22 protein-coding genes and 1 pseudogene are annotated in these 23,033 nt (G+C 76.3%); 9 read left to right on the top strand and 14 right to left on the bottom strand.

What is annotated here, in order from left to right; all coding sequences use genetic code 11:
- Positions 1–127: 127 nt before the first annotated feature.
- Positions 128–286, top strand: a complete 159-nt coding sequence (locus ACI79B_RS22800; RefSeq protein WP_457000251.1) for a hypothetical protein — start codon at positions 128–130, stop codon at positions 284–286.
- Between the two features lie 76 nt (positions 287–362).
- On the opposite strand, the gene miaB is transcribed toward ACI79B_RS22800, so the two are convergent.
- Complete coding sequence (gene miaB / locus ACI79B_RS22795; protein WP_456928989.1) at positions 363–1,814, bottom strand: tRNA (N6-isopentenyl adenosine(37)-C2)-methylthiotransferase MiaB; 1,452 nt, start codon at positions 1,812–1,814, stop codon at positions 363–365.
- Between the two features lie 112 nt (positions 1,815–1,926).
- Here miaB and ACI79B_RS22790 point away from each other — a divergent pair, with 112 nt between their 5' ends.
- The 5 genes from ACI79B_RS22790 to ACI79B_RS22770 all read left to right on the top strand — a co-directional run bounded on the left by ACI79B_RS22790 (position 1,927) and on the right by ACI79B_RS22770 (position 5,864).
- On the top strand, positions 1,927–2,682 hold the full coding sequence (locus ACI79B_RS22790) for an amino acid ABC transporter ATP-binding protein (protein WP_456928990.1): 756 nt from the start codon (positions 1,927–1,929) through the stop codon (positions 2,680–2,682).
- Positions 2,683–2,702: 20 nt separating this feature from the next.
- A complete protein-coding gene (locus tag ACI79B_RS22785) occupies positions 2,703–3,596 on the top strand; it encodes a glutamate ABC transporter substrate-binding protein (RefSeq protein ID WP_456928991.1) in 894 nt (297 codons plus the stop codon).
- Between the two features lie 85 nt (positions 3,597–3,681).
- Positions 3,682–4,332 (top strand): amino acid ABC transporter permease, encoded by a 651-nt coding sequence (locus ACI79B_RS22780; RefSeq protein WP_456928992.1) that lies wholly within the window; start codon positions 3,682–3,684, stop codon positions 4,330–4,332.
- The gene (locus ACI79B_RS22775; RefSeq protein WP_456928993.1) at positions 4,329–5,222 is read left to right on the top strand and encodes an amino acid ABC transporter permease; all 894 of its coding nucleotides are present in this window, start codon (positions 4,329–4,331) and stop codon (positions 5,220–5,222) included. Before ACI79B_RS22780 ends, ACI79B_RS22775 begins: the two co-directional genes overlap by 4 nt.
- A gap of 114 nt (positions 5,223–5,336) precedes the next feature.
- Entirely contained in the window at positions 5,337–5,864 is a 528-nt protein-coding gene (locus tag ACI79B_RS22770) for a hypothetical protein (protein ID WP_456928994.1), read from the top strand.
- An 87-nt stretch (positions 5,865–5,951) separates the two neighbouring features.
- Here the strand turns inward: ACI79B_RS22770 and ACI79B_RS22765 are convergent, their stop codons facing one another.
- From ACI79B_RS22765 to ACI79B_RS22715, 11 genes are all read right to left on the bottom strand, one after another.
- The gene (locus ACI79B_RS22765) at positions 5,952–6,455 is read right to left on the bottom strand and encodes a regulatory protein RecX (RefSeq protein ID WP_456928995.1); all 504 of its coding nucleotides are present in this window, start codon (positions 6,453–6,455) and stop codon (positions 5,952–5,954) included.
- 239 nt (positions 6,456–6,694) lie between these two features.
- Positions 6,695–7,726 carry a recombinase RecA gene (gene recA / locus ACI79B_RS22760; protein WP_456928996.1) on the bottom strand — a complete coding sequence of 344 codons (1,032 nt, stop codon included), beginning with the start codon at positions 7,724–7,726 and terminating at the stop codon, positions 6,695–6,697.
- A 183-nt stretch (positions 7,727–7,909) separates the two neighbouring features.
- Complete coding sequence (locus ACI79B_RS22755; RefSeq protein WP_456928997.1) at positions 7,910–8,557, bottom strand: response regulator; 648 nt, start codon at positions 8,555–8,557, stop codon at positions 7,910–7,912.
- Complete coding sequence (locus ACI79B_RS22750; RefSeq protein WP_456928998.1) at positions 8,554–9,717, bottom strand: sensor histidine kinase; 1,164 nt, start codon at positions 9,715–9,717, stop codon at positions 8,554–8,556. Before ACI79B_RS22750 ends, ACI79B_RS22755 begins: the two co-directional genes overlap by 4 nt.
- Before the next feature lie 38 nt (positions 9,718–9,755).
- A complete protein-coding gene (locus ACI79B_RS22745; RefSeq protein WP_456928999.1) occupies positions 9,756–10,610 on the bottom strand; it encodes an ABC transporter permease in 855 nt (284 codons plus the stop codon).
- Positions 10,607–11,530: an ATP-binding cassette domain-containing protein gene (locus ACI79B_RS22740; RefSeq protein ID WP_456929000.1), complete on the bottom strand. Its 924-nt coding sequence runs from the start codon at positions 11,528–11,530 to the stop codon at positions 10,607–10,609. The genes ACI79B_RS22745 and ACI79B_RS22740 overlap by 4 nt, the downstream gene beginning before the upstream one ends.
- A gap of 108 nt (positions 11,531–11,638) precedes the next feature.
- Positions 11,639–11,833: a DUF3046 domain-containing protein gene (locus ACI79B_RS22735; protein WP_456929001.1), complete on the bottom strand. Its 195-nt coding sequence runs from the start codon at positions 11,831–11,833 to the stop codon at positions 11,639–11,641.
- Positions 11,834–11,843: 10 nt separating this feature from the next.
- Positions 11,844–12,485 carry a hypothetical protein gene (locus ACI79B_RS22730; protein WP_456929002.1) on the bottom strand — a complete coding sequence of 214 codons (642 nt, stop codon included), beginning with the start codon at positions 12,483–12,485 and terminating at the stop codon, positions 11,844–11,846.
- Positions 12,482–12,943: a MarR family winged helix-turn-helix transcriptional regulator gene (locus ACI79B_RS22725; RefSeq protein WP_456929003.1), complete on the bottom strand. Its 462-nt coding sequence runs from the start codon at positions 12,941–12,943 to the stop codon at positions 12,482–12,484. The genes ACI79B_RS22730 and ACI79B_RS22725 overlap by 4 nt, the downstream gene beginning before the upstream one ends.
- A gap of 186 nt (positions 12,944–13,129) precedes the next feature.
- A complete protein-coding gene (locus ACI79B_RS22720; protein WP_456929004.1) occupies positions 13,130–14,380 on the bottom strand; it encodes an MFS transporter in 1,251 nt (416 codons plus the stop codon).
- Entirely contained in the window at positions 14,377–15,522 is a 1,146-nt protein-coding gene (locus ACI79B_RS22715; RefSeq protein ID WP_456929005.1) for an acyl-CoA dehydrogenase family protein, read from the bottom strand. The genes ACI79B_RS22720 and ACI79B_RS22715 overlap by 4 nt, the downstream gene beginning before the upstream one ends.
- A 104-nt stretch (positions 15,523–15,626) precedes the next feature.
- On the opposite strand from ACI79B_RS22715, the gene ACI79B_RS22710 reads away from it, so the two are divergent.
- The gene (locus ACI79B_RS22710; protein ID WP_456929006.1) at positions 15,627–20,243 is read left to right on the top strand and encodes an ATP-dependent helicase; all 4,617 of its coding nucleotides are present in this window, start codon (positions 15,627–15,629) and stop codon (positions 20,241–20,243) included.
- An 83-nt stretch (positions 20,244–20,326) separates the two neighbouring features.
- A complete protein-coding gene (locus ACI79B_RS22705) occupies positions 20,327–21,181 on the top strand; it encodes a cold shock domain-containing protein (RefSeq protein ID WP_456929007.1) in 855 nt (284 codons plus the stop codon).
- A 1-nt stretch (position 21,182) separates the two neighbouring features.
- Here ACI79B_RS22705 and ACI79B_RS22700 read toward each other — a convergent pair whose 3' ends face one another.
- Together ACI79B_RS22700 and ACI79B_RS22695 are read right to left on the bottom strand one after the other, a co-directional pair.
- Complete coding sequence (locus tag ACI79B_RS22700) at positions 21,183–22,058, bottom strand: DNA-3-methyladenine glycosylase family protein (protein WP_456929008.1); 876 nt, start codon at positions 22,056–22,058, stop codon at positions 21,183–21,185.
- A 44-nt stretch (positions 22,059–22,102) separates the two neighbouring features.
- Entirely contained in the window at positions 22,103–22,687 is a 585-nt protein-coding gene (locus tag ACI79B_RS22695; protein ID WP_456929009.1) for an antibiotic biosynthesis monooxygenase, read from the bottom strand.
- A 261-nt stretch (positions 22,688–22,948) separates the two neighbouring features.
- On the opposite strand from ACI79B_RS22695, the pseudogene ACI79B_RS22690 reads away from it, so the two are divergent.
- A pseudogene (locus ACI79B_RS22690) lies at positions 22,949–23,033 on the top strand (2Fe-2S iron-sulfur cluster-binding protein); the annotation flags it as partial.

The raw sequence follows: 23,033 nt of genomic DNA, 5'->3' as shown, positions 1-23,033 counted from the left end.
CGGCGGGGCGCGGCCCCGGCGCCCCCGCGCCCCCCCCCCCCCCCCCCCCCCCCCCCCGCCCCCCGCCCCCCCCCCCCCCCCCCCCCCCCCCCCCGCCGGCCGGGTGCGCACCGCGCCGGAGAACCCGATGGTCGCCTCCATGCGGGCCGCGGTCACCAAGGCCGAGGAGCAGCTGGCCAAGGCCGAGGCCTCGGGGGACGCGAAGCGGATCTCCCGGGCGCGGGCCGACCTGGAGACCCGCCGCGAGTGGCTGGCCGAGGCCGAGAAGACCGCCGGGCGCCGCTGAGGACCCGATCGGGGACGGCCCCCCTGCAGGGGCCCGCCGCGAGCCTGCGAGCGGTGGGGGGCAGGGGGGTCCTTCGTCAGGCGGGCGCGCCGATGCGCGGCATGCCGAGCAGCACGCCGGGGGTCGTCGGGCGGGTGCCGGCCTCGTGCGCGTCGCCGGCGCGGGTGCGGCGGTGCGACAGCAGCGGGCCGTCGGCGACCAGGTGGTGCGGCGCGGCCGCGGTGACGACCGTCTCGACGACGTCGCCGGGCCGGACGCCGTCGCCGCCGGCGAAGTGCACCAGCCGCCCGTCGCGGGCGCGGCCGCTCATCCGGCCGGTGCGGGCGTCCTTGCTGCCCTCCCCCGCCGCGGCCAGGAGCTCCACCGTGCGGCGGACCTGCGCGCGGTTCTCCGCCCAGCTGATCTCGTCCTGCAGCGCGGTGAGCCGCAGGTAGCGCTCCTGCACGACCTCCTTGGGCAGCTGGCCGTCCATGGTGGCGGCCGGCGTCCCAGGGCGCTTGGAGTACTGGAAGGTGAAGGCGCTCGCGAAGCGGGCCTGCCGGACCACCTCGAGGGTCTGCTCGAAGTCGGCCTCGGTCTCGCCGGGGAACCCGACGATGACGTCCGTGGTGATCGCGGCGTCCGGCATGGCGGCGCGGACCCGGTCGATGATCCCGAGGTAGCGGTCCTGCCGGTAGCCGCGGCGCATCCGGCGCAGCACGTCGTCGGAGCCCGACTGCAGCGGCATGTGCAGCTGGTGGCAGACGGCGGGCGTCTCGGCCATCGCCTCGATGACGTCGTCGGTGAACTCCCGCGGGTGCGGGCTGGTGAACCGCAGCCGCTCCAGGCCCTCGATCCGGCCGGCGGCGCGCAGCAGGTCGGCGAACGCCCCCCGGTCGCGGAACTCCACGCCGTAGGCGTTGACGTTCTGGCCGAGCAGGGTCACCTCGAGCACGCCCTGGTCGACCAGCGCCTGCACCTCGGCCAGGATCTCGCCCGGCCGGCGGTCCTTCTCCTTGCCGCGCAGCGCCGGGACGATGCAGAACGTGCAGGTGTTGTTGCAGCCGACGCTGATCGACACCCAGCCGGAGTAGGCGGAGTCCCGCTTGGCCGGCAGCGTCGAGGGGAACACCTCGAGCGCCTCGGCGATCTCCACCTGCGCCTCGGCGTTGTGCCGGGCGCGCTCCAGCAGCGCCGGCAGCGACCCGACGTTGTGCGTCCCGAAGACGACGTCGACCCACGGCGCCCGCCGCACGATCTCGCCGCGGTCCTTCTGCGCCAGGCACCCGCCGACGGCGATCTGCATCCCCGGGTGCGCGTCCTTCACCGGGCGCAGGTGGCCGAGGTTGCCGTAGAGGCGGTTGTCCGCGTTCTCCCGCACGGCGCACGTGTTGAGCACGACGACGTCGGCGTCCTCGCCCTCGGGCGCGGCGGCGTAGCCGGCGGCCTCGAGCAGCCCGGACAGCCGCTCGGAGTCGTGCACGTTCATCTGGCACCCGTAGGTGCGCACCCGGTAGGTGCGCGGCGGGCTGTCGACCTCGGTTCCCATGACGCCTGCGAGGGTACGGCGCGACACCGGTCACACGGCGTCACCGCCTTCGTTACTACACCGTGACGCCCCCGGGGAGTCGGCGCGCGCCCGCGGCCCTAGGGTTCCGGACGTGACCAGCCAGCTAGCCGGAGGACCTCTCGTCCAGCTGACCGGCGTCAACAAGTGGTTCGGTGAGCTGCACGTCCTGCAGGACATCGACCTCTCGATCGACCGCGGCGAGGTCGTCGTGGTCATCGGGCCGTCCGGGTCGGGCAAGTCGACGCTGTGCCGCGCGATCAACCGGCTGGAGGCCATCCAGCAGGGCGAGATCCGCATCGACGGCGAGAAGCTGCCCGAGGAGGGGAAGGCGCTCGCCCGGCTGCGCAGCGACGTCGGGATGGTCTTCCAGAGCTTCAACCTCTTCGCCCACAAGACGATCCTCGAGAACGTCACCCTCGCCCCGACGCGCGTGCGCCGGATGTCGAAGTCCGACGCCGAGCGGCGGGCGCGCGAGCTGCTGGACCGGGTCGGCGTGGGGCACCAGGCCGACAAGTACCCCGCCCAGCTGTCGGGCGGTCAGCAGCAGCGCGTGGCCATCGCCCGCGCGCTGGCCATGGACCCCAAGGTCATCCTCTTCGACGAGCCGACGTCGGCGCTGGACCCCGAGATGATCAACGAGGTCCTCGACGTCATGACCGCGCTGGCCCGCGAGGGCATGACGATGGTCGTCGTCACGCACGAGATGGGCTTCGCCCGCCGGGCGGCCAACCGGGTCGTGTTCATGGACGGCGGCCGGATCGTCGAGTCCGCCGACCCCGAGACCTTCTTCACCGCCCCGCGCTCGGAGCGGGCCCGTGACTTCCTCTCCAAGATCCTGAACCACTGACCCACCCGGGAGGACACCCCATGCGCAGCACCCGACGACTCGCGGCGTTCGCCGCCCTCGGCCTGGCCCTGGCCGCCTGCTCCAGCGAGGCGGGCAGCCAGGCCGAGGACTCGGCCGAGAACACCGCCGAGGTCCAGGAGGACGTCGAGTTCGAGGCCGGCACGACGATGGCCGAGCTCAACGAGGCCGGCGCCATCACCATCGGCACCAAGTACGACCAGCCCGGGTTCGGCCTGCTCAACCCGCAGTCCAACACCCCCGAGGGCTTCGACGTCGAGATCGCCAAGATCGTCGCGGCCGAGCTCGGCATCCCCGAGGACGGCATCACCTGGACCGAGACGGTGTCGGCCAACCGCGAGCCGTTCATCCAGAACGGCCAGGTCGACATGGTCGTGGCCACCTACACGATCAACGACGCCCGCAAGCAGGTCGTCGACTTCGCCGGCCCGTACTACATCGCGGGCCAGGACATCATGGTCGCCGAGGGCAACCCCGAGGGCATCGAGGGCCCCGACGACCTGGCCGGGAAGACGGTGTGCTCGGTCGAGGGCTCGACGCCCGCGCAGAACATCCGGGACAACTACCCGCAGGCCCAGCTGGTCACCTACGACGTCTACTCCAAGTGCGCCGACGACCTGCGCAACGGCAACGTCCAGGCGGTGACGACGGACAACGTCATCCTCACCGGCCTGGTCGCCGGCAGCGACGGCGCCTTCGAGCTGGTGGGCAACCCGTTCACCGAGGAGCCCTACGGCATCGGGCTGGCGCTCGGTGACACGGAGTTCCGCAACTTCGTCAACGACGTCCTCGAGGAGGCCTTCGAGGACGGGCGCTGGGCCGACGCCTGGGACCGCACCGCCGGCTCGATCACCGGCGAGGAGGCCCCCGAGCCGCCGACGGTCGACCGGTACTGATCCCACTCGACCCGGACGTCCGCGACGCCGCCGGGCGGGCTCCCGCCCGGCGGCGTCGCCCCGTCCCCGACCTCTCGAGGGCGCGGTGCAGTTCCTCAGCGACAACTCCGACCTGTTGTGGAGCGCGTTCCTGACGACGCTCTCCCTCGCCGTCGTCAGCGGCGTGTGCGCCCTGGTGCTCGGCACCGTGCTCGCCGGCATGCGGGTGAGCCCCGTGCCCCCGCTGCGCGGGCTGGCGACCTTCTACGTCGAGGTCTTCCGCAACACCCCGCTGACGGTGGTGTTCTTCTTCTTCGCGTTCGGCATCGTGCAGATCGACCTGCAGTTCCCGAGCCGGTTCATCACCGCCGTCGCCGCGCTGTCGCTGTACACCGCCGCGTTCGTCTGCGAGGCGCTGCGCTCGGGCATCAACGCCGTCCCGCCGGGCCAGGCCGAGGCCGCCCGCGCGCTGGGCCTGACCTTCGGCCAGTCGCTGCGGCAGGTGGTGCTCCCCCAGGCCTTCCGCACCGTGGTGCCGCCGCTGGGCAACGTGTGGATCGCGCTGGCGAAGAACACCTCGATCGCCGCCGGCTTCGCCGTCACCGACCTGACCGCCGCGCTGCAGCGGCTGGCCAACACCAACGCCGACCAGCTGCTCGCCGTCTTCATCGCGGTCGTCGCCGGCTACCTGGTCATCACACTGCCCTCCGCCTGGCTCATCCGGGTGGTCGAGAACCGGGTGGCGATCGTCCGATGAGCAGCACCGTCCTGTTCGACCTGCCCGGCCCGCAGGCCCGCCGGCGCCAGCGGATCGGCACCGTCGTCGGCGCACTGCTCATCGCGGGCCTCGTCGGGTGGGCGCTGTGGCGCCTGGGCGTCAACGGCCAGCTCGAGCCCGACCGGTGGGCGATCCTGTTCGACCCGGCGTCCGGGGTGCCGCAGGCGCTCTGGGAGGGCCTGCTCAACACCCTCGCCGCGGCCGCCGTCGGCATGGTGCTGGCCACCGTGCTCGGCGCGCTGCTGGCCGTGGGGCGGCTGTCCGACCACGCCTGGGTGCGGGCCCCGGTCGGCGTGGTGATCGAGTTCTTCCGCGCCGTGCCGCTGCTGATCCTGATCCTGTTCTGCCTGCTGTTCCTGCCGACCGTCGGCGTCCCGATGACCGCGTTCCGCGCGCTGGTCCTCGGCCTGACGCTCTACAACATGGCCGTGCTGGCCGAGATCTTCCGCGCCGGCATCCTGTCGGTGGACCGCGGCCAGCGGGAGGCGGCCTTCGCCCTCGGCATGCGCAAGACGCAGGTCATGACGCTGGTGCTGCTCCCGCAGGCGGTGCGCCGGATGCTGCCGGTGCTGGTGGCCCAGCTGGTCGTGCTGCTCAAGGACTCGTCGCTGGGCTTCATCGTCGGCTACGTCGAGCTGCTGCGGACCGCCCGGAGCCTGGTGGAGTTCTTCGCCTTCTCCTTCGGCAACACCTACACGTTCCAGCTGTACGTGGCCGCCGCGGTGATCTACATCGTGGTCAACGTGCTCCTGTCCTGGCTGGCGCGGTACGTGGAGAAGCGCACCCGCCGCAGCGCGAAGGCGGCCGCGGCCGAGCCGGTCGAGTCGCTCACCAGCGCGGAGATGGACGGGGGCGGCGGGCCGGTCTGACCCCGCTGCGCCGCGGGGACACGGAACGGTCACGCGGCGTCCCGCGCGTCCCGCGGCGCACCCAGGGGCGCGCGGGTGGTCAGCCGGCGCGGCGGGACTGCCGAGAGTGCCTCCGTGGACACCGCTCTCCGCCCCGCCGTGCCGCCGCTGCCGTCGGTGGTGCGCCTGCCCGAGGGGCAGGTCGACGTCGCCCAGGACTTCGTGAACCGCCTGCGCGCGGCCGCCGCGCAGTTCGCCGTCGCCGCCGGTGCCCAGACCGCCGTGGTCCGCGAGGCCGTGCCGCCGGCCCGGCACCGGCGGGCCCGCTGCCGGGTGGTGCTGCGCGCCGCCGACGGCTACGAGCGCGACCTGACCTTCCTCGGCCCGGTCAGCCGGCCGGCCGTGCTGCCCGACCGCACGTTCGAGCAGCAGATCCAGCAGTGGCTCGCCGCCCGCGTGGGCGACGCGGGCGAGTGGCTGGTCGCCGACGACGAGGCGCCCGACGGCGTCGCGATCGACCTCACCGCGTGGACCGGCCGCCCCACGGCGGCCGGGCCGGCGACCCAGGCGATGCCCGTGCAGCGGGCCCAGGCGGTCCAGCGGCCCGCGCACGCGCTGGCGACCGAGGCGATGCCCGCCGTCGCCACCCCGCTGGCGGGCTGAGCCCACCTCCGACGGTCAGCGGCCGGTCGCCCCGAGGGCGGCCGGCCGCTGTCGTTCCGTGGTCCGCGCGGGCGCGGTCCCACGCCGTCAGAGGTCGGCGTCGTCCCGGCTCGCGGCGTCCTCGTCGGTGTCGGTGCCGAAGCCGGTCTCGTCCATGACCTCGCGGACCACGCCCGCGGCCAGCCCGCCGTTGTAGCCCTTGCGCGCGAGCATGCCGATCAGCCGGCGGGTGGCGGTGACGCGGTCGACCCGGCGCAGCGCCGGGAGCCGGCGTTCCACCAGGTGGCGGGCGGCGGCCCGCTCGTCCTCCTCGTCGACCTGGGCGAGGGCCTGCTCGGCGTCCTCCCCGTCGACGCCCTTGGCGCGCAGCTCCGCGCGCAGCGCCCGCCGGGCCAGTCCGCGGCCGGCCTGCCGGGAGGTGACCCAGGCGCGGGCGAAAGCGGCGTCGTCGATGAGCCCGACCTCGCCGAACCGGTCGAGGACCGCGGCGGCGGCCTCCTCGGGCACGCCGCGGCGCTCGAGCAGGTCGGCCAGCTGCTGGCGGGTCCTGGCCGCGCCGGTCAGCGCCCGCAGGCAGATGGCCCGGGCCACCGACTCCGGGTCCCCCGGGTCGTCGGCGTCGCGGTCGTAGGGGACGGGGGGCGTCCCCGCGTCGGCGGCGGCCGGGCCGTCCGGGTCAGGGGACGGCCCGGACCGCCGCCGCCCGCGGCCGCCGCGCCCCGGGGCGCCCGGCTGGCGGGTTCCCCGGCCGCGGCGGCCGGCGGGGCGATCGGCCTGCTCGGGCCCGGCTCCCTCGGGGACCGGGCCGGACCAGCCGGTCACGGGGTCGCTCAGAAGTCGACCGGGTCAGCGGCCGGCGCGTCGACCTGCGGGCCGATGCCCAGCTTCTCCTTGACCTTCTTCTCGATCTCGTCGGCGAGGTCGGGGTTGTCGCGGAGGAACGTGCGGACGTTCTCCTTGCCCTGGCCGAGCTGGTCGCCCTCGTACGTGTACCAGGCGCCGGACTTGCGGATGAAGCCCTGCTCGACGCCGGCGTCGATGAGGCCGCCCTCGCGGCTGAACCCGACACCCCACAGCAGGTCGAGCTCGGCCTGCTTGAACGGGGCGGCGACCTTGTTCTTGACGACCTTGACGCGGACCCGGCTGCCGACGGCCTCGGTGCCCTGCTTGAGGGTCTCGATCCGCCGGACGTCCAGGCGGACCGACGAGTAGAACTTCAGCGCGCGGCCACCGGTGGTCACCTCGGGCGAGCCGTAGACGATGCCGACCTTCTCGCGCAGCTGGTTGATGAAGATCGCGGTGGTGCCCGAGTTGTTCAGCGCACCGGTGATCTTCCGCAGCGCCTGGCTCATGAGGCGGGCCTGCAGACCGACGTGGCTGTCACCCATCTCGCCCTCGATCTCGGCGCGGGGCACGAGGGCCGCCACGGAGTCGATGACGATGATGTCGAGCGCGCCGGAGCGGATCAGCATGTCGGCGATCTCGAGGGCCTGCTCACCGGTGTCGGGCTGGCTGACCAGCAGCGCGTCGGTGTCGACGCCGATGGCCCGGGCGTACTCCGGGTCGAGCGCGTGCTCGGCGTCGATGAAGGCCGCGATGCCGCCGGCGGCCTGGGCGTTGGCCACCGCGTGCAGGGCGACCGTGGTCTTGCCGGAGGCCTCCGGGCCGTAGACCTCGATGACGCGGCCGCGGGGCAGGCCGCCGATGCCGAGCGCGATGTCGAGGGCGATCGAGCCGGTCGGGATGACCTTGATCGCCTGCGCGGCGCTGTCGCCCAGGCGCATGACCGAGCCCTTGCCGAACTGCTTGTCGATCTGGGCGAGGGCCATGTCGAGGGCCTTGTCGCGGTCGAGCGTTGCCATGGTGCTCACCTTCGGGAAGTCGCGTGTCGTGGAGTCGATGCGGTGTCGGAGGCGACGCTAGGTCGGGGGTCTGACGATTCCGGGGACCGACCGGACCTGTGGAGGGACGACCTCCCTGTGGACGCGCCCGTCACTGTAGGGCGAACACGTGTTCGAGTCGAGCGACACGCGGTCGAGGCCGTGTCACACCAGGCCGTGCGTGTGCGCGAAGACCGCCGCCTGCGTGCGGTCCCGCAGGCCGAGCTTGCCCAGGATGCGCGCCACGTGGGTCTTCACCGTCAGCTCCGACAGGACCAGCACGGCGGCGATCTCGGCGTTGGACTCCCCGCGGGCGACCGCACGCAGCACCTCGAGCTCGCGCTCGGTGAGCGAGGCGACGCGGGGGTCGGCCGGCGTGTCCGCGGGCAGCCGGTGGGCCAGCGTCTCCAGCAGCCGGCGGGTGACCCGCGGGGAGACGACGGCGTCGCCGCGGGCCACCGCCCGCACCGCCCGCAGCAGCTCCGCCGGCTCGGCGTTCTTCACGAGGAACCCGCTCGCCCCCGCGCGCAGCGCCGCGAACGCGTACTCGTCCAGGTCGAAGGTGGTGAGCACCAGCACGCGGCTGGGCAGCCCCTCGCCGACGATGCACCGGGTCGCCTCCACGCCGTCCGTGCCGGGCATGCGGACGTCCATCACGACGACGTCCGGCCGGAGCTCGCGCGTCAGCGCGACGGCCCGGGCGCCGTCCCCCGCCTCGCCGACGAGGACCAGGTCGTCCTGGGCCTGCAGCACCATCGAGAAGCCGAGCCGGACCAGGGGCTCGTCGTCGACGAGCAGCACGCGGGTGCTCACGCCACCGCACCGGTCCCCTCGGCGCCGACCGCGGCCAGCGGGAGGACCGCGGCGACCCGCCAGCCGCCTCCCGGGCGCGGCCCGGCCACGACCGCCCCGTCCCACGCCGCGACGCGTTCCCGCATGCCGACCAGGCCGTGCCCCGGCCGCCCGGGCGGTGCGGCCGGGTCGCCGTCGTCGGTCACCTCGACGGCGAGCTCGCCGTCGCGCCAGTCCAGGCGCACGGCGGCCGACCGGGCCCCCCGCGCGTGCCGCAGCGTGTTCGTCAGCGCCTCCTGCACGAGGCGGTGGACGGCGAGCTGGGCGCCGGCGACGAGCGGCGCGGGCCGGCCGGTCACCGTCAGCGACGTCGGCAGCCCGGCCGCCCGGACCTGCTCGACGACCGCGGCCAGGTCGTCGAGGCCCGGCGCCGGCGTCCGCTCCGGCCCGCCGTCGTCGGTGCGCAGCACGCCGACGAGGCGGTGCATCTCCGCGAGGGCCTCCCGTCCGGTCGTGGCGATCTGCCGTACCGCCCGGGCGGCCTGCTCGGTGGCCGGCGCGTACCCGGCGCCGTCGGCCAGTGCGGTCATCACCGAGAGGTTGTGCGCGACGACGTCGTGGAGTTCACGGGCGATCCGGGAGCGCTCCTCCATGACCGCCACCCGGGCCCGCGCGTCCCTCTCCCGCTCGGCCCGCTCGGCGCGGTCGCGCAGCGCCTCCAGGTAGGCCCGCCGGGTCCGCCGGTCGCGCCCGACGACCGCGGCCGTCACGGTCACCGCCACCAGCGGCACCACCGCGGCGCCGTCGGCGGGGCCGGCCAGGGCGGCGGCGCCGAGGGCCAGGGGCACGGCCAGGGCGATCCCGACGGCGGTGGCGACGCGCCACGGGGCGCAGCGGTCGGCGACCCAGACGAGCAGCCACCAGGCCGCCACGCCGGCGGGCAGCAGCGCCCGCGCCTCCAGGCCGTGCAGCACCCACCAGGCGACCACCACGCCGGCGGAGGCGAGGAACGCGGCGAAGGGCGCCCGCGCCCGGCCCACGGCCGGCGCCCAGGCCAGCGCGGTCACGGCGACCTCCGCCGCCGTCGGGCCGCCGAAGCGGACGAGCGGGCCGACGGCGAGGACGGCTCCGGCCACCACCGGCCCCACCGACCACACCACCGACCCGCCCGCCCGCACCACGGAGGACATGCTGCCGCCCGCGCGCCCCGGCACGGGAGTCACGCGTCGCGGCGCCGCACCACGACCACCGCCGCCGCCAGCAGGACGGCCAGGTAGGCGCACAGCACCCCGAAGCCGGTCCAGGGGGCGAACTCGTCGGCACCCGTCGCGACCTGCACGACGCTGGCGCCGGCCTGCCCCGGGAGCCACCGCACCACGTCGGGACCCCAGCTCGAGGGCAGCAGCCCGCCGAGCACCGGGAGCAGGAAGACGACGCCGAACAGCGTGCCGATCGCCCCACCGGTCGAGCGCAGCAGCCACCCGAGTGCGGAGCCGAGCACCCCGATCGCCGTCACGTACAGACCGGCGCCGAGCACGGCCCGGGCGACGCCGTCGTCGGCCAGCGACACCCCGGTGTCACCGAGCGCGGCCTGGCCGACGAGGAACGCCGCCAGCGCGGCGAGCGAGGTCGTGACGAGGGCCAGCGCGGCGAGCACGCCGGCGCGGGCCAGGAGGACCGGCCACCGGCGGGGCACCGCCGCGAACACGACCCGCACCGCGCCGCTGGTGTACTCGCCGGTGACCAGCAGGACCCCGAGCACCCCCACGGCCAGGGCCGCCAGGTTGTAGCCGCCCAGGCTGAGGCCGACCGGGTCGGCGGGGTCCAGGCCGGGCGGCCCGCCCTGCTCGCCGGCGCCCGCTGTCGCGGTGAACAGCAGCGAGAGCAGGACCATCCCGGCCGACGCCCCGCCCAGCACCCACCAGGTGGTGCGCAGGGACCGGACGGCGGCCCACTGCCCGGCGACCAGGCCTCCCCAGCCGCCGCCGGCGGGCCCCCGGGGCGCCCGGGTCGCGCCGGGTGCGTCGGGTGCGTCGGGTGCGTCGAGGACGCGGGTGCTCGTGCGGCCGGTCATGCCAGGGCCTCCTGCCGATGGTCGGTGCGGTACTCCCGGTCCTCGCGGGTCAGGTCCATGAAGGCCTCCTCGAGCGAGGCCGAGACCGGTGTCAGCTCGTGCACCGCGATGCCGGCGCGCAGGGCGCGGTCACCGATCTCGGCGGCTCCCAGCCCCTGGACCTCCAGGAGTCCCCGCTCGGGCGAGGAGAGGCTGACGCCGTCGCCGGCGAGGACGCCCACGAGGTCGTCGGGGCGCGGGCTGCGCACCCGCACCGAGGAGTTCCCGGCGCGCCGGAGGACCGCGGCCGTCGGCTCGTCGGCGACGAGCCGGCCGCGACCGAGGACGACGAGGTGGTCGGCGGTGACGGCCATCTCGCTCATCAGGTGCGAGGACACGAGGACCGTCCGGCCCTCGGCGGCCAGCTGCCGCGTCAGCGTCCGGATCCACAGGACCCCGTCGGGGTCCAGGCCGTTGACCGGCTCGTCGAGCACCACGGTGGCGGGGTCGCCCAGCAGCGCCGTGGCGACGCCGAGGCGCTGGCCCATGCCGAGGGAGAACCCACCGACGCGGCGGTCGGCGACCGGCGTCAGGCCGGCGAGCTCGAGGACCGTGTCCACGCGCGACCGCGGCAGACCCGCGGTGGCCGCGAGGACCCGCAGGTGGTCCCGGGCGGTGCGTCCCGGATGGGCGGAGCGGGCCTCCAGGAGGGCCCCGACGGCGCGCAGCGGGACCGGGAGGTCGGAGTAGCGGCGGCCGTCCACCCGGACGCTGCCGGCGGTCGGCCGGTCGAGGCCGACGACGACCCGCATCGTCGTCGACTTGCCCGCGCCGTTGGGTCCGAGGAAGCCCGTGACGCGGCCCGGGTGGACGGTGAGGGTCAGGTCGTCGACGGCGGTGCGGTCGCCGTAGCGCTTGGTCAGTCCACGGATCTCGATCACGCCGTCGACGCTAGGGACGGCGGGGTCCCGGGCGCGTCCGCCGCGGGGACGCACCTGGCGGGCGCCGCGTACTCCGCGCGGAGTACCCAGGGCCTCCGGGGAGCGGCCTCAGCGCTCCTTGAGGGGCACGTCGTACTCCTCGCAGATGGCCAGCCACACGCGGCGCACCGGCAGCCCGGCCTCCAGGGCGTCGACGGCGGTGCGCCCGCCCAGGGCCGAGAACACGTGGTCGCGCGCCACACTCTGCGCCCTCATCGACCCGAACCGGTCGTCGAGCCGGGACCAGAACTCCTGCAGGCGCACGCCCCCGACGCTAGCGCGCGTCCGCGTCGGGGGTGGCAGCCGCGTGCCCGGCCAGGCCCGCGCGCAGCCGGCGCACCAGCGCGGCCGGGTCGTCGGCGGCCAGCCGCAGCTCGCCCACCGGGCGCCCGCCGGTGCGGGCGAGCGGCAGTACCAGCGGCGTCCGCAGCTCGACGTCGACCTGCGTGGAGGCGACGACGGCGACCGACACCGCGCGCCGCTCCCCCTCCTCCGCGACGACGACCGTGCGCGACCCCTCGACGCTGCGCCGCCGCACGCGCGCGGCGGCGATCTCCTCCCACGGCACCCGGACGTCGACGGTCCAGCCGCTGCGCACCCGCAGCCCGCCGGCGTCGACGGTGTGCGGGTGCACGCGCTGCCCGGCGAGCATCCCGACCATCCACAGCAGCCCGTAGACGCCGAGGACCGCCACCGCGACCCGCAGCGACTGCCACGGCAGCAGCCAGTCGACCAGCGGGATCTCGACCGCCGACAGCACGATGAACGTCCACATCACCGGGGCGGCCGCCGAGGCGTACGGGAAGGCGTCGGCGCCGGCCGGCACGTCGGGACGGCGGCGCACCCACCGCCACAGGCTGCGCCAGGTGCCGAGCTCGAAGGCCACCGCCCGGCGCACCAGCTCGCGGGCGGTCACGGCGCCTCCCCCGCGGCCGTACCGCCCGGGACCAGCGCGCGCAGCCGCTCCAGGACCTCGTCGAGGGCGGACACCAGCCCGTCGAGGCGGTCCGGCGCCAGCCCGCCGAACAGCTGCTCCGCGAGCCGCTCCTGCCCCGCCGCCATCTCCTCGAGCAGCTGCTCGGCGCGGGCGGTGGGGGTCACCAGGGTGGCCCGCCGGTCGGTGGGGTGCGGCTCGCGGGTGACCAGGCCGGCCTCGGCCAGCCCGTCGACCAACCCGGTGACGTTGCGGGCACTGACCCCGAGGGCGTCGGCGAGCGCCCGCTGGGTGCTGGGGCCGGCGGCGCGCAGCCGCCACAGCAGCGTCGTCCGGGCGACGGTCAGCCCCTCGGCCGCCAGCGACGTCGCCATGTCCCGGCCGAGCAGGACGGTGACCTCCAGGACCCGGTCGAGCGCCGCGACCCGCGCGTCCGCCATCGTGAACCTCCTGCACCGTGAAGCACCTTCACGATACAGGACGGGCCTAGGCTGGAGGCGTGTTCCCCAGCACGGGCTCGGCGACGTGGGACGTCGTCCTCGAGATCGGCATCGCGGTCTGCCTGCTGATCACCCTGGTGATGCTGTGGCGCAACATGCGCGGCCACTGAGGGGACACCGAGGCGGTCAGCGCCGCAGCCAGACCAGCGCCAGCGGCACCACCAGCGCCGCGGACAGCCCGGCGACCAGGCCGAAGCCGCCCAGCGCCAGCAGAGGGCCGCCGACGGCGCCCGCGACCGCCGCGCCCAGGCCCATGAGCAGGTCCGCGCCGCCCTGCGCGGTCGGCCGCACCTCCGCCGGCACCGCCTCGGTGACCAGCGTGGAGCCCGCGATCAGCCCGCACGACCAGCCCAGCCCGAGCAGCAGCAGGCCGACACCCAGCCGGCCCGCGGCCTCCGGCGGCGCGGTCCCGGCCAGGCCCGCGGCGGCGAGGAGCAGCGCCCCGCCGAGCGCGACCGTCGCGCGCCGGCCCACCCGGTCGGCGAGCCACCCGACGAGCGGGCTGAACAGGTACATGCCGGCCACGTGCACGCTGATGACCACGCCGACCAGGCGCAGCGTCGTCGCGTCGTCGTGCCCGCCGGCGTGGCCCATGTGCACCGGCGTCATGACCATGACGCCGACCATCGCCGCGTGGGAGACCACCACGGCGACCAGGCCGAGCCGGCCGCCGGGGTCGGCCCACACCGCCGCCAGCGCGCCCCGGGTGGCCCGCCGCGGGCGGGCGGGCGCCGGCCCGCCGCCGTCGGCGAGCCGGCGGGCCAGCAGCAGCGGGTCCGGGCGCAGGGCGAGCCACAGCCCGGCGGTGACGACGGCGAACACGGCGGCGGACACGACGAAGCCACCGCCGAGCGCGGGCAGGCCGAGCGCGCGCCCCAGGTCGGCGCCGGGCGCGGCGAGGTTGGGGCCGAGGACCGAGCCGACCGTCGTCGCCCAGACGACCAGCGACAGCGCGCGGCCGCGCCGCTCGGGGACGGCGAGGTCGGCCGCGGCGTAGCGCGCCTGCAGGGTGCACGCGGTCGCCGCGCCGAAGGCGAACAGCCCGGCGAGCAGCAGCGGGAGCGAGGACAGCGCCGCGGCGACGACGGTGACCACCGCGCCGCCGACGGCGACGGCGTACCCGGCGGCCAGCCCGGCCCGCCGCCCGGCCCGGTCGGAGACGCGCGCGAGCGGGACGGCGAGCACCGCGGCACCGAACACGCCCATCGTCTGCCCGAGCCCCGCAGCGGCGTCGCTGCCCGACACCTCCCGCACGAGCAGCCCGCCGACGGTGATCCCGACGGTCACGCCGAGGCCGCCCAGGGCGACCGCCCCCGAGAGCACGGCGACCGTGCGCCGCTGCACCCGGCCGACGTCGGCGGCCGCCTGCGTCGTCACAGGCCCAGCGACCGGCCGATGATCTCGCGCATGATCTCGTTGGTGCCGCCGTAGATCGACTGCACGCGGGCGTCGCGCCAGGCCTTGGACACCGGGTACTCGTCCATGTAGCCGTAGCCGCCGTGCAGCTGCAGGCAGCGGTCGGCGACCTTGTTCTGCAGCTCGCTGGTCCAGTACTTGGCCATCGCCGCGTCGACGGCGGTCAGCTCGCCGGTGCCCAGCTGCCGCACGCACTCGTCGACGAACGTCCGCGCGACCGTCGTCTCGGTGTGCAGCTCGGCGAGGACGAACCGGCTGTTCTGGAAGCTGCCGACCGGCCGGCCGAAGGCGGTCCGGCTGGTCACGTACTCGAGGGTCCGGGCGAGCACCGTCTCGCAGGCGGCCACCGCGCCGACCGCGATCGACAGCCGCTCCTGGGGCAGGTTCTCCATGAGGTGGGCGAAGCCGCGGTTCTCCGTGCCGAGCAGGTTCTCCGCCGGCACCCGCACCTCGTCGAAGAACAGCTCGGCGGTGTCCTGCGCCTTGAGGCCGACCTTGTCGAGGTTGCGGCCGCGGGTGAACCCGGGCACGTCCCGCTCGACGACGAGCAGGCTGGTGCCCTTCGCGCCGGGGGCGTCGGGGTCGGTGCGCGCCACCACGATCACCAGGTCGGCGTTGATGCCGTTGGTGATGAAGGTCTTGGCGCCGCTGAGCACCCAGGAGTCGCCGTCGCGGCGGGCGGTGGTGCGGATCGACTGCAGGTCGCTGCCGGTGCCCGGCTCGGTCATCGCGATGGCGGTGATCAGCTCGCCACGGCAGAAGCCGGGCAGCCAGCGCTGCGCCTGCTCCTCGGTGCACAGGTCGCGCAGGTACGGCGAGACGACGTCGTTGTGCAGGCCGAAGCCCAGGCCGCTGGCGCCGACCCGGGTGACCTCCTCGTCGAGGACGGCGTTGTAGCGGAAGTCCCGGACCCCGCCGCCGCCGAACCGCTCGTCGATGTCCATGCCGAGCAGGCCCTGCTCGCCGCCGGCGAGCCACACCTCGCGCGGGACGATCCCCTCCCGCTCCCACCGGTCGTGGAACGGCGCGACGTTCTTCTCCAGGAACGTGCGGACCGTCTGCCGGAAGTCCTCGTGCTCGGCCTCGTAGAGCGAGTGGCGCATGGCGGGCAGTGTGCCGCACGCCACCCCCGGTCCGGGCGCGCGCCGCCCGCTCCGGGCGTCGGCGCAGGCCAGCGGACTGTCGTACCCGCGGGGACACTGGACACGTGCCCGCTCTCGACCGGTTCTCCGCGCCCACCCGGGCCTGGTTCACCGGCGCCTTCGCCGAGCCCACGGCGGCCCAGGACGGCGCCTGGGACGCCATCAGCAGCGGCGAGCACGCGCTCGTCGTCGCCCCGACCGGGTCGGGGAAGACGCTGGCGGCCTTCCTCTGGTCGCTGGACCGGCTGACCAGCACGCCGCCGGCCGACGAGAGCCGCCGCTGCCGCGTCCTCTACGTCTCGCCGCTCAAGGCGCTGGCCGTCGACGTCGAGCGCAACCTGCGCGCGCCGCTGGCCGGCATCGGGCAGGCGGCCATGCGGCTGGGCCTGCCGCGCCCGGAGATCACCGTCGGCATCCGCTCCGGCGACACCCCGGCCGACGAGCGGCGGGCGTTCACCCGGCGGCCCACGGACATCCTCATCACCACGCCCGAGTCGCTGTTCCTCATGCTCACCAGCTCCGCGCGGGAGGCGCTGCGCGGGGTGGAGACGGTGATCGTCGACGAGGTGCACGCCGTCGCCGACAGCAAGCGCGGCGCGCACATGGCGGTCTCCCTCGACCGGCTCGACGAGCTGCTGGACCGCCCCGCGCAGCGGATCGGCCTGTCGGCCACGGTGCGCCCCATCGAGGAGGTCGCCACCTTCCTCGCCGGCGGCCGGCCGGTGCGGGTGGTGCAGCCGCCGGCGGGCAAGGAGTGGGACCTGTCGGTCGTCGTCCCGGTCGAGGACATGAGCCAGCTGGGTCAGCCCACCGGCGAGCTGGAGGGGTCGGCGGCCGGGGACCAGCCGCGGGCGTCGATCTGGCCGGCGGTCGAGGAGCGGGTGCTGGACCTGGTCGAGGCGCACCGCAGCACGATCGTGTTCGCCAACTCCCGCCGGCTGGCCGAGCGGCTGACCAGCCGGCTCAACGAGATGGCCTACGAGCGGGCCACCGGCGAGGCCGTGCCGCCCGGCACCAACGCCGCGGCGCTCATGGCGCAGGCCGGCTCGGGCGGCGGCGTCCCCGAGGGCGTGCAGCCGGTCGCCGCCGCCCACCACGGCTCGGTGTCCCGGGAGCAGCGCGCGGTCGTCGAGGAGGCGCTGAAGTCCGGGCGGCTGCCGGCGGTGGTCGCGACGTCGTCGCTGGAGCTCGGCATCGACATGGGCGCGGTGGACCTCGTCGTCCAGGTCGAGGCGCCGCCCACCGTGGCCGCGGGCCTGCAGCGGGTCGGCCGCGCCGGGCACCAGGTCGGCGCGGTCAGCCGCGGCGTGCTGTTCCCCAAGTACCGCGGCGACCTCGTGCAGTGCGCGCTGGTCGCCGAGCGGATGAAGGCCGGCGCCATCGAGTCGATCCGCTACCTGCGCAACCCGCTCGACGTGCTCGCCCAGCAGATCGTGGCGATCGTGTCCGAGGGTCCGCGCACGGTGGAGGAGGTCGGCGCGCTGCTGCGCCGGTCGGCGCCGTTCTCCGGCCTGCCCGACTCCGCGCTGCACGCCGTCCTCGACATGCTGGCCGGCCGCTACCCCTCCGACGCGTTCGCCGAGCTGCGGCCGCGGCTGACCTGGGACCGGGTCACCGACACCCTGACCGCGCGCAGCGGCGCCCAGCGGCTGGCGGTCACCAGCGGCGGCACCATCCCCGACCGCGGGCTGTTCGGCGTCTTCCTCGTCGGCGGCGAGGGGTCCGGCGGGCGCCGGGTCGGCGAGCTCGACGAGGAGATGGTCTACGAGTCGCGCGTCGGCGACGTCTTCCTGCTCGGCTCGTCGTCGTGGCGGATCGAGGAGATCACCCACGACCGGGTGCTCGTGTCCCCCGCCCCGGGCCAGCCCGGGAAGATGCCGTTCTGGCACGGTGACGCCCCCGGCCGGCCGCTGGAGCTGGGCCGGGCGCTCGGCGCGTTCCTCCGCGAGGTCGGCTCGGCGACGCCGGAGAAGGGCCGCGAGCGGGCGCAGGCGGCCGGCCTGGACGACTGGGGCGCGGCCAACCTGCTCGCCTACCTCGCCGAGCAGAAGGCGGCCACCGGCCACCTCCCCGACGACCGCACGCTGCTGGTCGAGCGGTTCCGCGACGAGCTCGGCGACTGGCGGCTGGTCGTCCACTCCCCCTTCGGCGCGCAGGTCAACGCCCCGTGGGCGCTGGTGCTCGCCGCCCGGCTGCGCGAGCGCTACGGCGTCGACGTCGCCTCGATGCACTCCGACGACGGCATCGTGCTGCGGCTGCCCGACACCACCGGCGAGCCGCCCGAGGCCGACCTGGCCGTCCTCGACCCCGACGACGTCGAGCGGGAGGTGACCGCGGAGGTCGGCAGCTCCGCGCTGTTCGCCAGCCGCTTCCGCGAGTGCGCCGCCCGCGCGCTGCTGCTGCCCCGCCGCGACCCGCGCCGCCGCACCCCGCTGTGGCAGCAGCGCCAGCGCGCTGCCCAGCTGCTCTCCGTGGCCGGCGACTTCTCCTCGTTCCCGATCACCCTCGAGGCCGCCCGCGAGGTGCTGCAGGACGTCTACGACGTGCCCGGCCTGGTCGAGCTGATGCGCGACGTCCGCTCGCGGCGGGTGCGGGTGGTCGACGTGCAGACGCAGGCCGCGAGCCCGTTCGCGCAGTCGCTGCTGTTCGGCTACGTGGGGCAGTTCCTCTACGAGGGCGACGCGCCGCTGGCCGAGCGCCGCGCGCAGGCGCTGGCGCTGGACACCGGCCTGCTCGCCGAGCTGCTCGGCCGCTCCGAGCTGCGCGAGCTGCTCGACGCCGAGGCGCTGGCCGAGGTGGAGCGCGAGCTGCAGCGGCTGCCGGCCGAGCGGCACCCCCGCGACGTCGACGGCGCCTCCGACCTGCTGCGCGGCCTGGGCGACCTCACCCCCGCCGAGGCGGCGCTGCGCGGCGTCCCGGCGGAGTGGCTGGACGAGCTGGTGGCCTCCCGGCGGGCGATCGTCGTGCGGATCGCCGGCGAGGAGCGGCACGTCGCCATCGAGGACGCCGGCCGGCTGCGCGACGCGCTGGGCACCGCGCTGCCCGTGGGCGTGCCCGAGGCGTTCACCGAGCCGGTCGCCGACCCGCTGGGCGACCTCGTCGGCCGCTACGCCCGCACGCACGGCCCGTTCCAGCCGGCCGAGGTCGCCGCGCGGCTCGGGCTCGGCGTCGCCGTCGTCACCGCCACCCTGCAGCGGCTGGTCGGCACCGGCCGGCTGGTCACCGGCGAGTTCCGGCCCGGCGGCACCGGGCAGGAGTGGTGCGACGCCGAGGTGCTGCGCTCGGTGCGCCGCCGCAGCCTGGCCCGGCTGCGGCAGGAGGTCGAGCCGGTGCCGATCGGCACGCTGGCCCGGTTCACGCCGGCCTGGCAGTCGGTGGGCAGCCGGATGCGCGGCGTCGACGGCGTCCTGGCGGTGGTCGAGCAGCTGGCCGGCGCGCTGGTGCCGGCCAGCGCGCTGGAGACGCTGGTGCTCCCGACCCGGGTGCGCGACTACTCCCCCGCGATGCTCGACGAGCTGACCAGCGCCGGCGAGGTGCTGTGGGCCGGCGCCGGCGGGCTGCCCGGCGGCGACGGCTGGGTCAGCCTGGTGCCCGCCGACCTCGCGCCGCTGCTGCTGCCCGACCCCCTCGAGCTGCCGGAGGAGGGCGGCGTCGGGTTCGCGGTCCTCGAGCAGCTGTCGGCCGGGCAGGCGGTGTTCTTCCGCGGGCTGTCCGACCTGGTCGGCTCCACGGACGACACCGCGCTCGCCGACGTCGTGTGGGATCTGGTGTGGGCCGGGCTGCTCACCAACGACACCCTCGCCCCGCTGCGCACCCGGCTGGCCGGCGGCGGCACGCACAAGCGGGCGCCGGCGCCGCCGCGCGCCCGCGTGGACCGCACCCGCTACGGCCGCCCCCGGCTGGGCCGCCCGGCGATGCCCAGCCGCACCGGCCCGCCCACGGTCGCCGGCCGCTGGTCGCGGCTGCCCGACCGCGAGGCCAACCCCACCCGGCGCACCACCGCCCGCGCCGAGGCGCTGCTCGAGCGGCACGGTGTGCTGACCCGCGGCGCGGTCGTGGCCGAGCAGGTGCCCGGCGGGTTCTCCGCGGTCTACCCGGTGCTGCGCGCGTTCGAGGAGAACAACCGGGCGCGGCGCGGCTACTTCGTCGAGACCCTCGGCGCCGCGCAGTTCGGCACGGTCGGCGCGGTCGACCGGCTGCGCGCGTACGCCGTCCCCGACCGCACGCCCGAGGGCGCGGTGGTGCTCGCGGCCACCGACCCGGCCAACGTCTACGGCGCCGCCCTGCCCTGGCCCGACCGCACCGGCCCCTCCGACGGCGAGGCCACGGGGTCGTCGGCCGTGCAGGTGGCCGTCGACGTCGGCGAGGGCACCGGCGGCGGGAAGCGGACCAGCGGGCACCGCGCCGGGCGCAAGGCCGGGGCGCTGGTGGTCCTCGTCGACGGCGAGCTGGTGCTCTACGTCGAGCGCGGCGGGAAGACGCTGCTGTCGTGGACCGAGGACGAGCAGACGCTCAAGGAGGCGGCCACCGCGCTGTCGGGCGCCGTCGCCGCCGGGGCGCTGGGCCGGATGGTGGTGCAGAAGGCCGACGGCGCCTCGGTGCACCAGGACACGCCGCTGTCGTCGGCGCTGCAGGCGGCCGGGTTCGCGGCCACACCCCGCGGGCTGCGTCTGCGGGGGTGAGCCTCCGCGGCTGACGCGAGCCGGTCCGCGCCGGACGCGTACCGTGGACCGTCGCAGTACGTGAGGGATCGAGGGATACAGACATGGCAGCCGGCACGGTCCGCTGGTTCGACGCGGACAAGGGCTTCGGGTTCATCGAGCCGCAGGACGGCGGGGACGACGTCTTCGTCCACTTCTCGGCCATCGAGGACACCGGTGGCTTCCGGACCCTCGACGAGGGTCAGCCCGTCGAGTACGACGCCACCGAGGGGCCGCGCGGCCCGCAGGCCGAGCGGGTGCGCCCGACCGGCGGCGCCCCGCGCGGTGGCCGCCGCGACGACCGCGGCGGGCGCGACGACCGGGGCGGGCGCGACGACCGGGGGCGGGACGACCGCGGCCGGGACGACCGGGGGCGGGGCCGCGCGCCGCGCGGCATCGTCGTCCAGGGCACCGTCGCGCGCTTCGACGCCGACCGCGGCTTCGGGTTCATCGTCCCCGAGGACGTCTTCGTGCACGTCTCCGCGGTGACCCGCGGCGGCGACCTCGAGGAGGGCGACCGGGTCGAGTTCGAGCTGGTCGAGGGCAACCGCGGCCTGCAGGCCGACTCCGTGCGGCTGCTCCCGTCGACCCCGCGCCGCGGCGGCTACGACCGCCCCGCGCCCCGCGACCGCCGGGACGACCGCCGGGACGACCGCGGTGGCCGGGACCAGCGGCCGGCCCGTGCCCCGCGCGGCGGGGACGCCGGCGGCGACGCCGAGGGCACGGTGCAGTGGTTCAACGCCGAGAAGGGCTTCGGCTTCATCACCCCCGACGACGGCGGCGACGACGTCTTCGTGCACTTCTCCGAGATCGAGGACGACGGCGGCTACCGCGAGCTCGAGGAGGGCCAGCGGGTCGCGTTCACCCGCACCTCCGGCGCCCGCGGCACCAGCGCCAGCGGCGTCCGCCCGCTCGGCTGAGTCACCCGGCGCGGGCCGCCCGCTCCTCGCGGGCGGCCCGCAGCAGCACCGACGCCCAGCTGCGGAAGGGCCGCCACCGCTCGGCGATCCCCGCGAGCTCCGCCGGGGACGGGTCGGCCCGGCCGTAGCGCCGCGCCATCTCCTCGTGCAGCCGCGCCTCGGCGGCCGGGAAGACGTCCGGCGCCCCGGCGCCGCGCACCACGACCAGCTCCGCCGAGAACGGCCCGATGCCGGGCAGCTCCCGCACCTCGGCGAGCGCCTGCTCCACCGGCAGCGCGCGCAGCCGCCCGCCGTCGAGCCGCCCGTCGAGCGCGGCCCCGGCCAGCCCGCGCAGCCGCTCGCGCTTGACCGCCGGCACCGGCAGCTCGTCCGCGACGGCCGCCAGCCGCGCCGGGGTGGGGAACGCCGTCACCGGGACGCCGTCGACGCGGTGCACGGTCCCCCACCGCTCGGCGATCCGCGCCTTGGTCCCGGCCGCCGCGGCCGTGCTCGTGCGCTGGGACAGCACCGCCCAGCACGCGGCCTCGTACGGCGACCAGAAGGAGACCGGCCGGAAGCCGGGACGGGCGGCGGCCAGCGGGGCGAGCACCGGGTCGGCCGCGGTGACCGCGCCGAAGCCCGCCCCGTCGACGTCGAGGCCGAGGATCCGCGCGACCTGCTCGGCCAGCCGCGGCGGGTCCGCGTCGGCGCGGAGGTGCACCGCGCCGCCGGTGTCCTGGGACACGGCGACGCCGACGGCGGTGTCCGAGCCCTCCACCCAGCAGGCCAGCCGCAGGACGCCGTCGGGCGCGCCGGGATGGCGGGCGGGCGCGAACCCCTCGAGGAAGCGGGCGCTCTGCGCCAGGTCGAAGGGGCCGCGCACCGGGATCTCGGTCACGGCCCCGGTCTACGCCGGGGGTGCGACGGTCCTGCGCGCGGTCCTCAGCGGCGGCCGCGCAGCCAGGGGGCGAGCCAGCGTGACAGCCGCGGCATGACCACCTGGCCGAGCAGCACGACGACGACGGTCGCCGACAGCAGCAGCCGCGCCGGCAGCGGCCAGGACGCGATGTGCGGGGCCACGAGCAGCTGGAAGGCCAGCGTGATGGCGAAGACGACGGCGATGGTCAGCACGGTCAGCCGCCAGCGCGGGCCCGGGCGCGGCGGGGTGAGCGCGGTGAAGAAGCTGTCCAGCCCGGCGACGCGGGCGTAGTCGGCGCCGTCGGCGAGGTGCTCGACCCGCTCGAGCGCCTGCTGCCGCTGCGCCGAGCGCTCCCAACGGGCCAGCGACTCGCCGTCGGCGAAGCGGTAGACCAGGTGGTAGCGGGTGGAGCCCGGCCCCGGCCGCAGCAGGCTGGTGCCCAGGTTGCCCGGGAAGGCCGCGGCCAGGCCGAGGACGTCGGCGGCCCAGCGCTCGAACGCCTCGCGCTGCGCCGGCCGCACGTCGCGGGCCACGGTCACGGTGACCGGCTCGCCGGCGGCGGTCAGGTGCGCGGGCGTGGTGCTGGCGGAGGCGGGACGTCGCTGCACGGGTGCTGCAGCGTCCGCGCCGGGCGCGCCCTTCCCGCCGCCGGGGTGACGTCCCTCGCTCCCGAGCAGCGCGGATGCGCGCAGGGGACACTGGGGAGGTGCCCGAGGGAGACACCGTCTGGCTGGCCGCCAAGCGCATGAACACCGCGCTGGCCGGCCAGACGCTGCGCCGGGGGGGGCGGGGGGGGGGGGCCCCCCCCCCCCCCCCCCCCCCCCCCCCCCCCCCCCCCCCCGGGCCGCGAGGTCGGCACCGTCGAGGGGCTCGCCCCCGCCGGCGGGCTGCACCCGGTCCAGGAGGCGTTCCTCGAGGCCGGCGCCGTCCAGTGCGGCTTCTGCACGCCCGGGC

It is taken from the genome of Geodermatophilus sp. SYSU D00879, assembly GCF_054050375.1.
Note: the sequence above shows the minus strand (reverse complement) of the source record. Positions and strands in the feature narration are given on the sequence as shown.

What these genes read in the sequence shown, in the direction of transcription:
- ACI79B_RS22775 (WP_456928993.1), top strand. Translation starts at nt 4,329, where the DNA reads ATGAGCAGCACCGTCCTGTTCGACCTGCCCGGCCCGCAGGCCCGCCGG.
- ACI79B_RS22745 (WP_456928999.1), bottom strand. Translation starts at nt 10,610, where the DNA reads ATGACCGGCCGCACGAGCACCCGCGTCCTCGACGCACCCGACGCACCC.
- ACI79B_RS22715 (WP_456929005.1), bottom strand. Translation starts at nt 15,522, where the DNA reads ATGCGCCACTCGCTCTACGAGGCCGAGCACGAGGACTTCCGGCAGACG.
- ACI79B_RS22785 (WP_456928991.1), top strand. Translation starts at nt 2,703, where the DNA reads ATGCGCAGCACCCGACGACTCGCGGCGTTCGCCGCCCTCGGCCTGGCC.
- recA (WP_456928996.1), bottom strand. Translation starts at nt 7,726, where the DNA reads ATGGCAACGCTCGACCGCGACAAGGCCCTCGACATGGCCCTCGCCCAG.
- miaB (WP_456928989.1), bottom strand. Translation starts at nt 1,814, where the DNA reads ATGGGAACCGAGGTCGACAGCCCGCCGCGCACCTACCGGGTGCGCACC.
- ACI79B_RS22705 (WP_456929007.1), top strand. Translation starts at nt 20,327, where the DNA reads ATGGCAGCCGGCACGGTCCGCTGGTTCGACGCGGACAAGGGCTTCGGG.
- ACI79B_RS22800 (WP_457000251.1), top strand. Translation starts at nt 128, where the DNA reads ATGGTCGCCTCCATGCGGGCCGCGGTCACCAAGGCCGAGGAGCAGCTG.
- ACI79B_RS22725 (WP_456929003.1), bottom strand. Translation starts at nt 12,943, where the DNA reads ATGGCGGACGCGCGGGTCGCGGCGCTCGACCGGGTCCTGGAGGTCACC.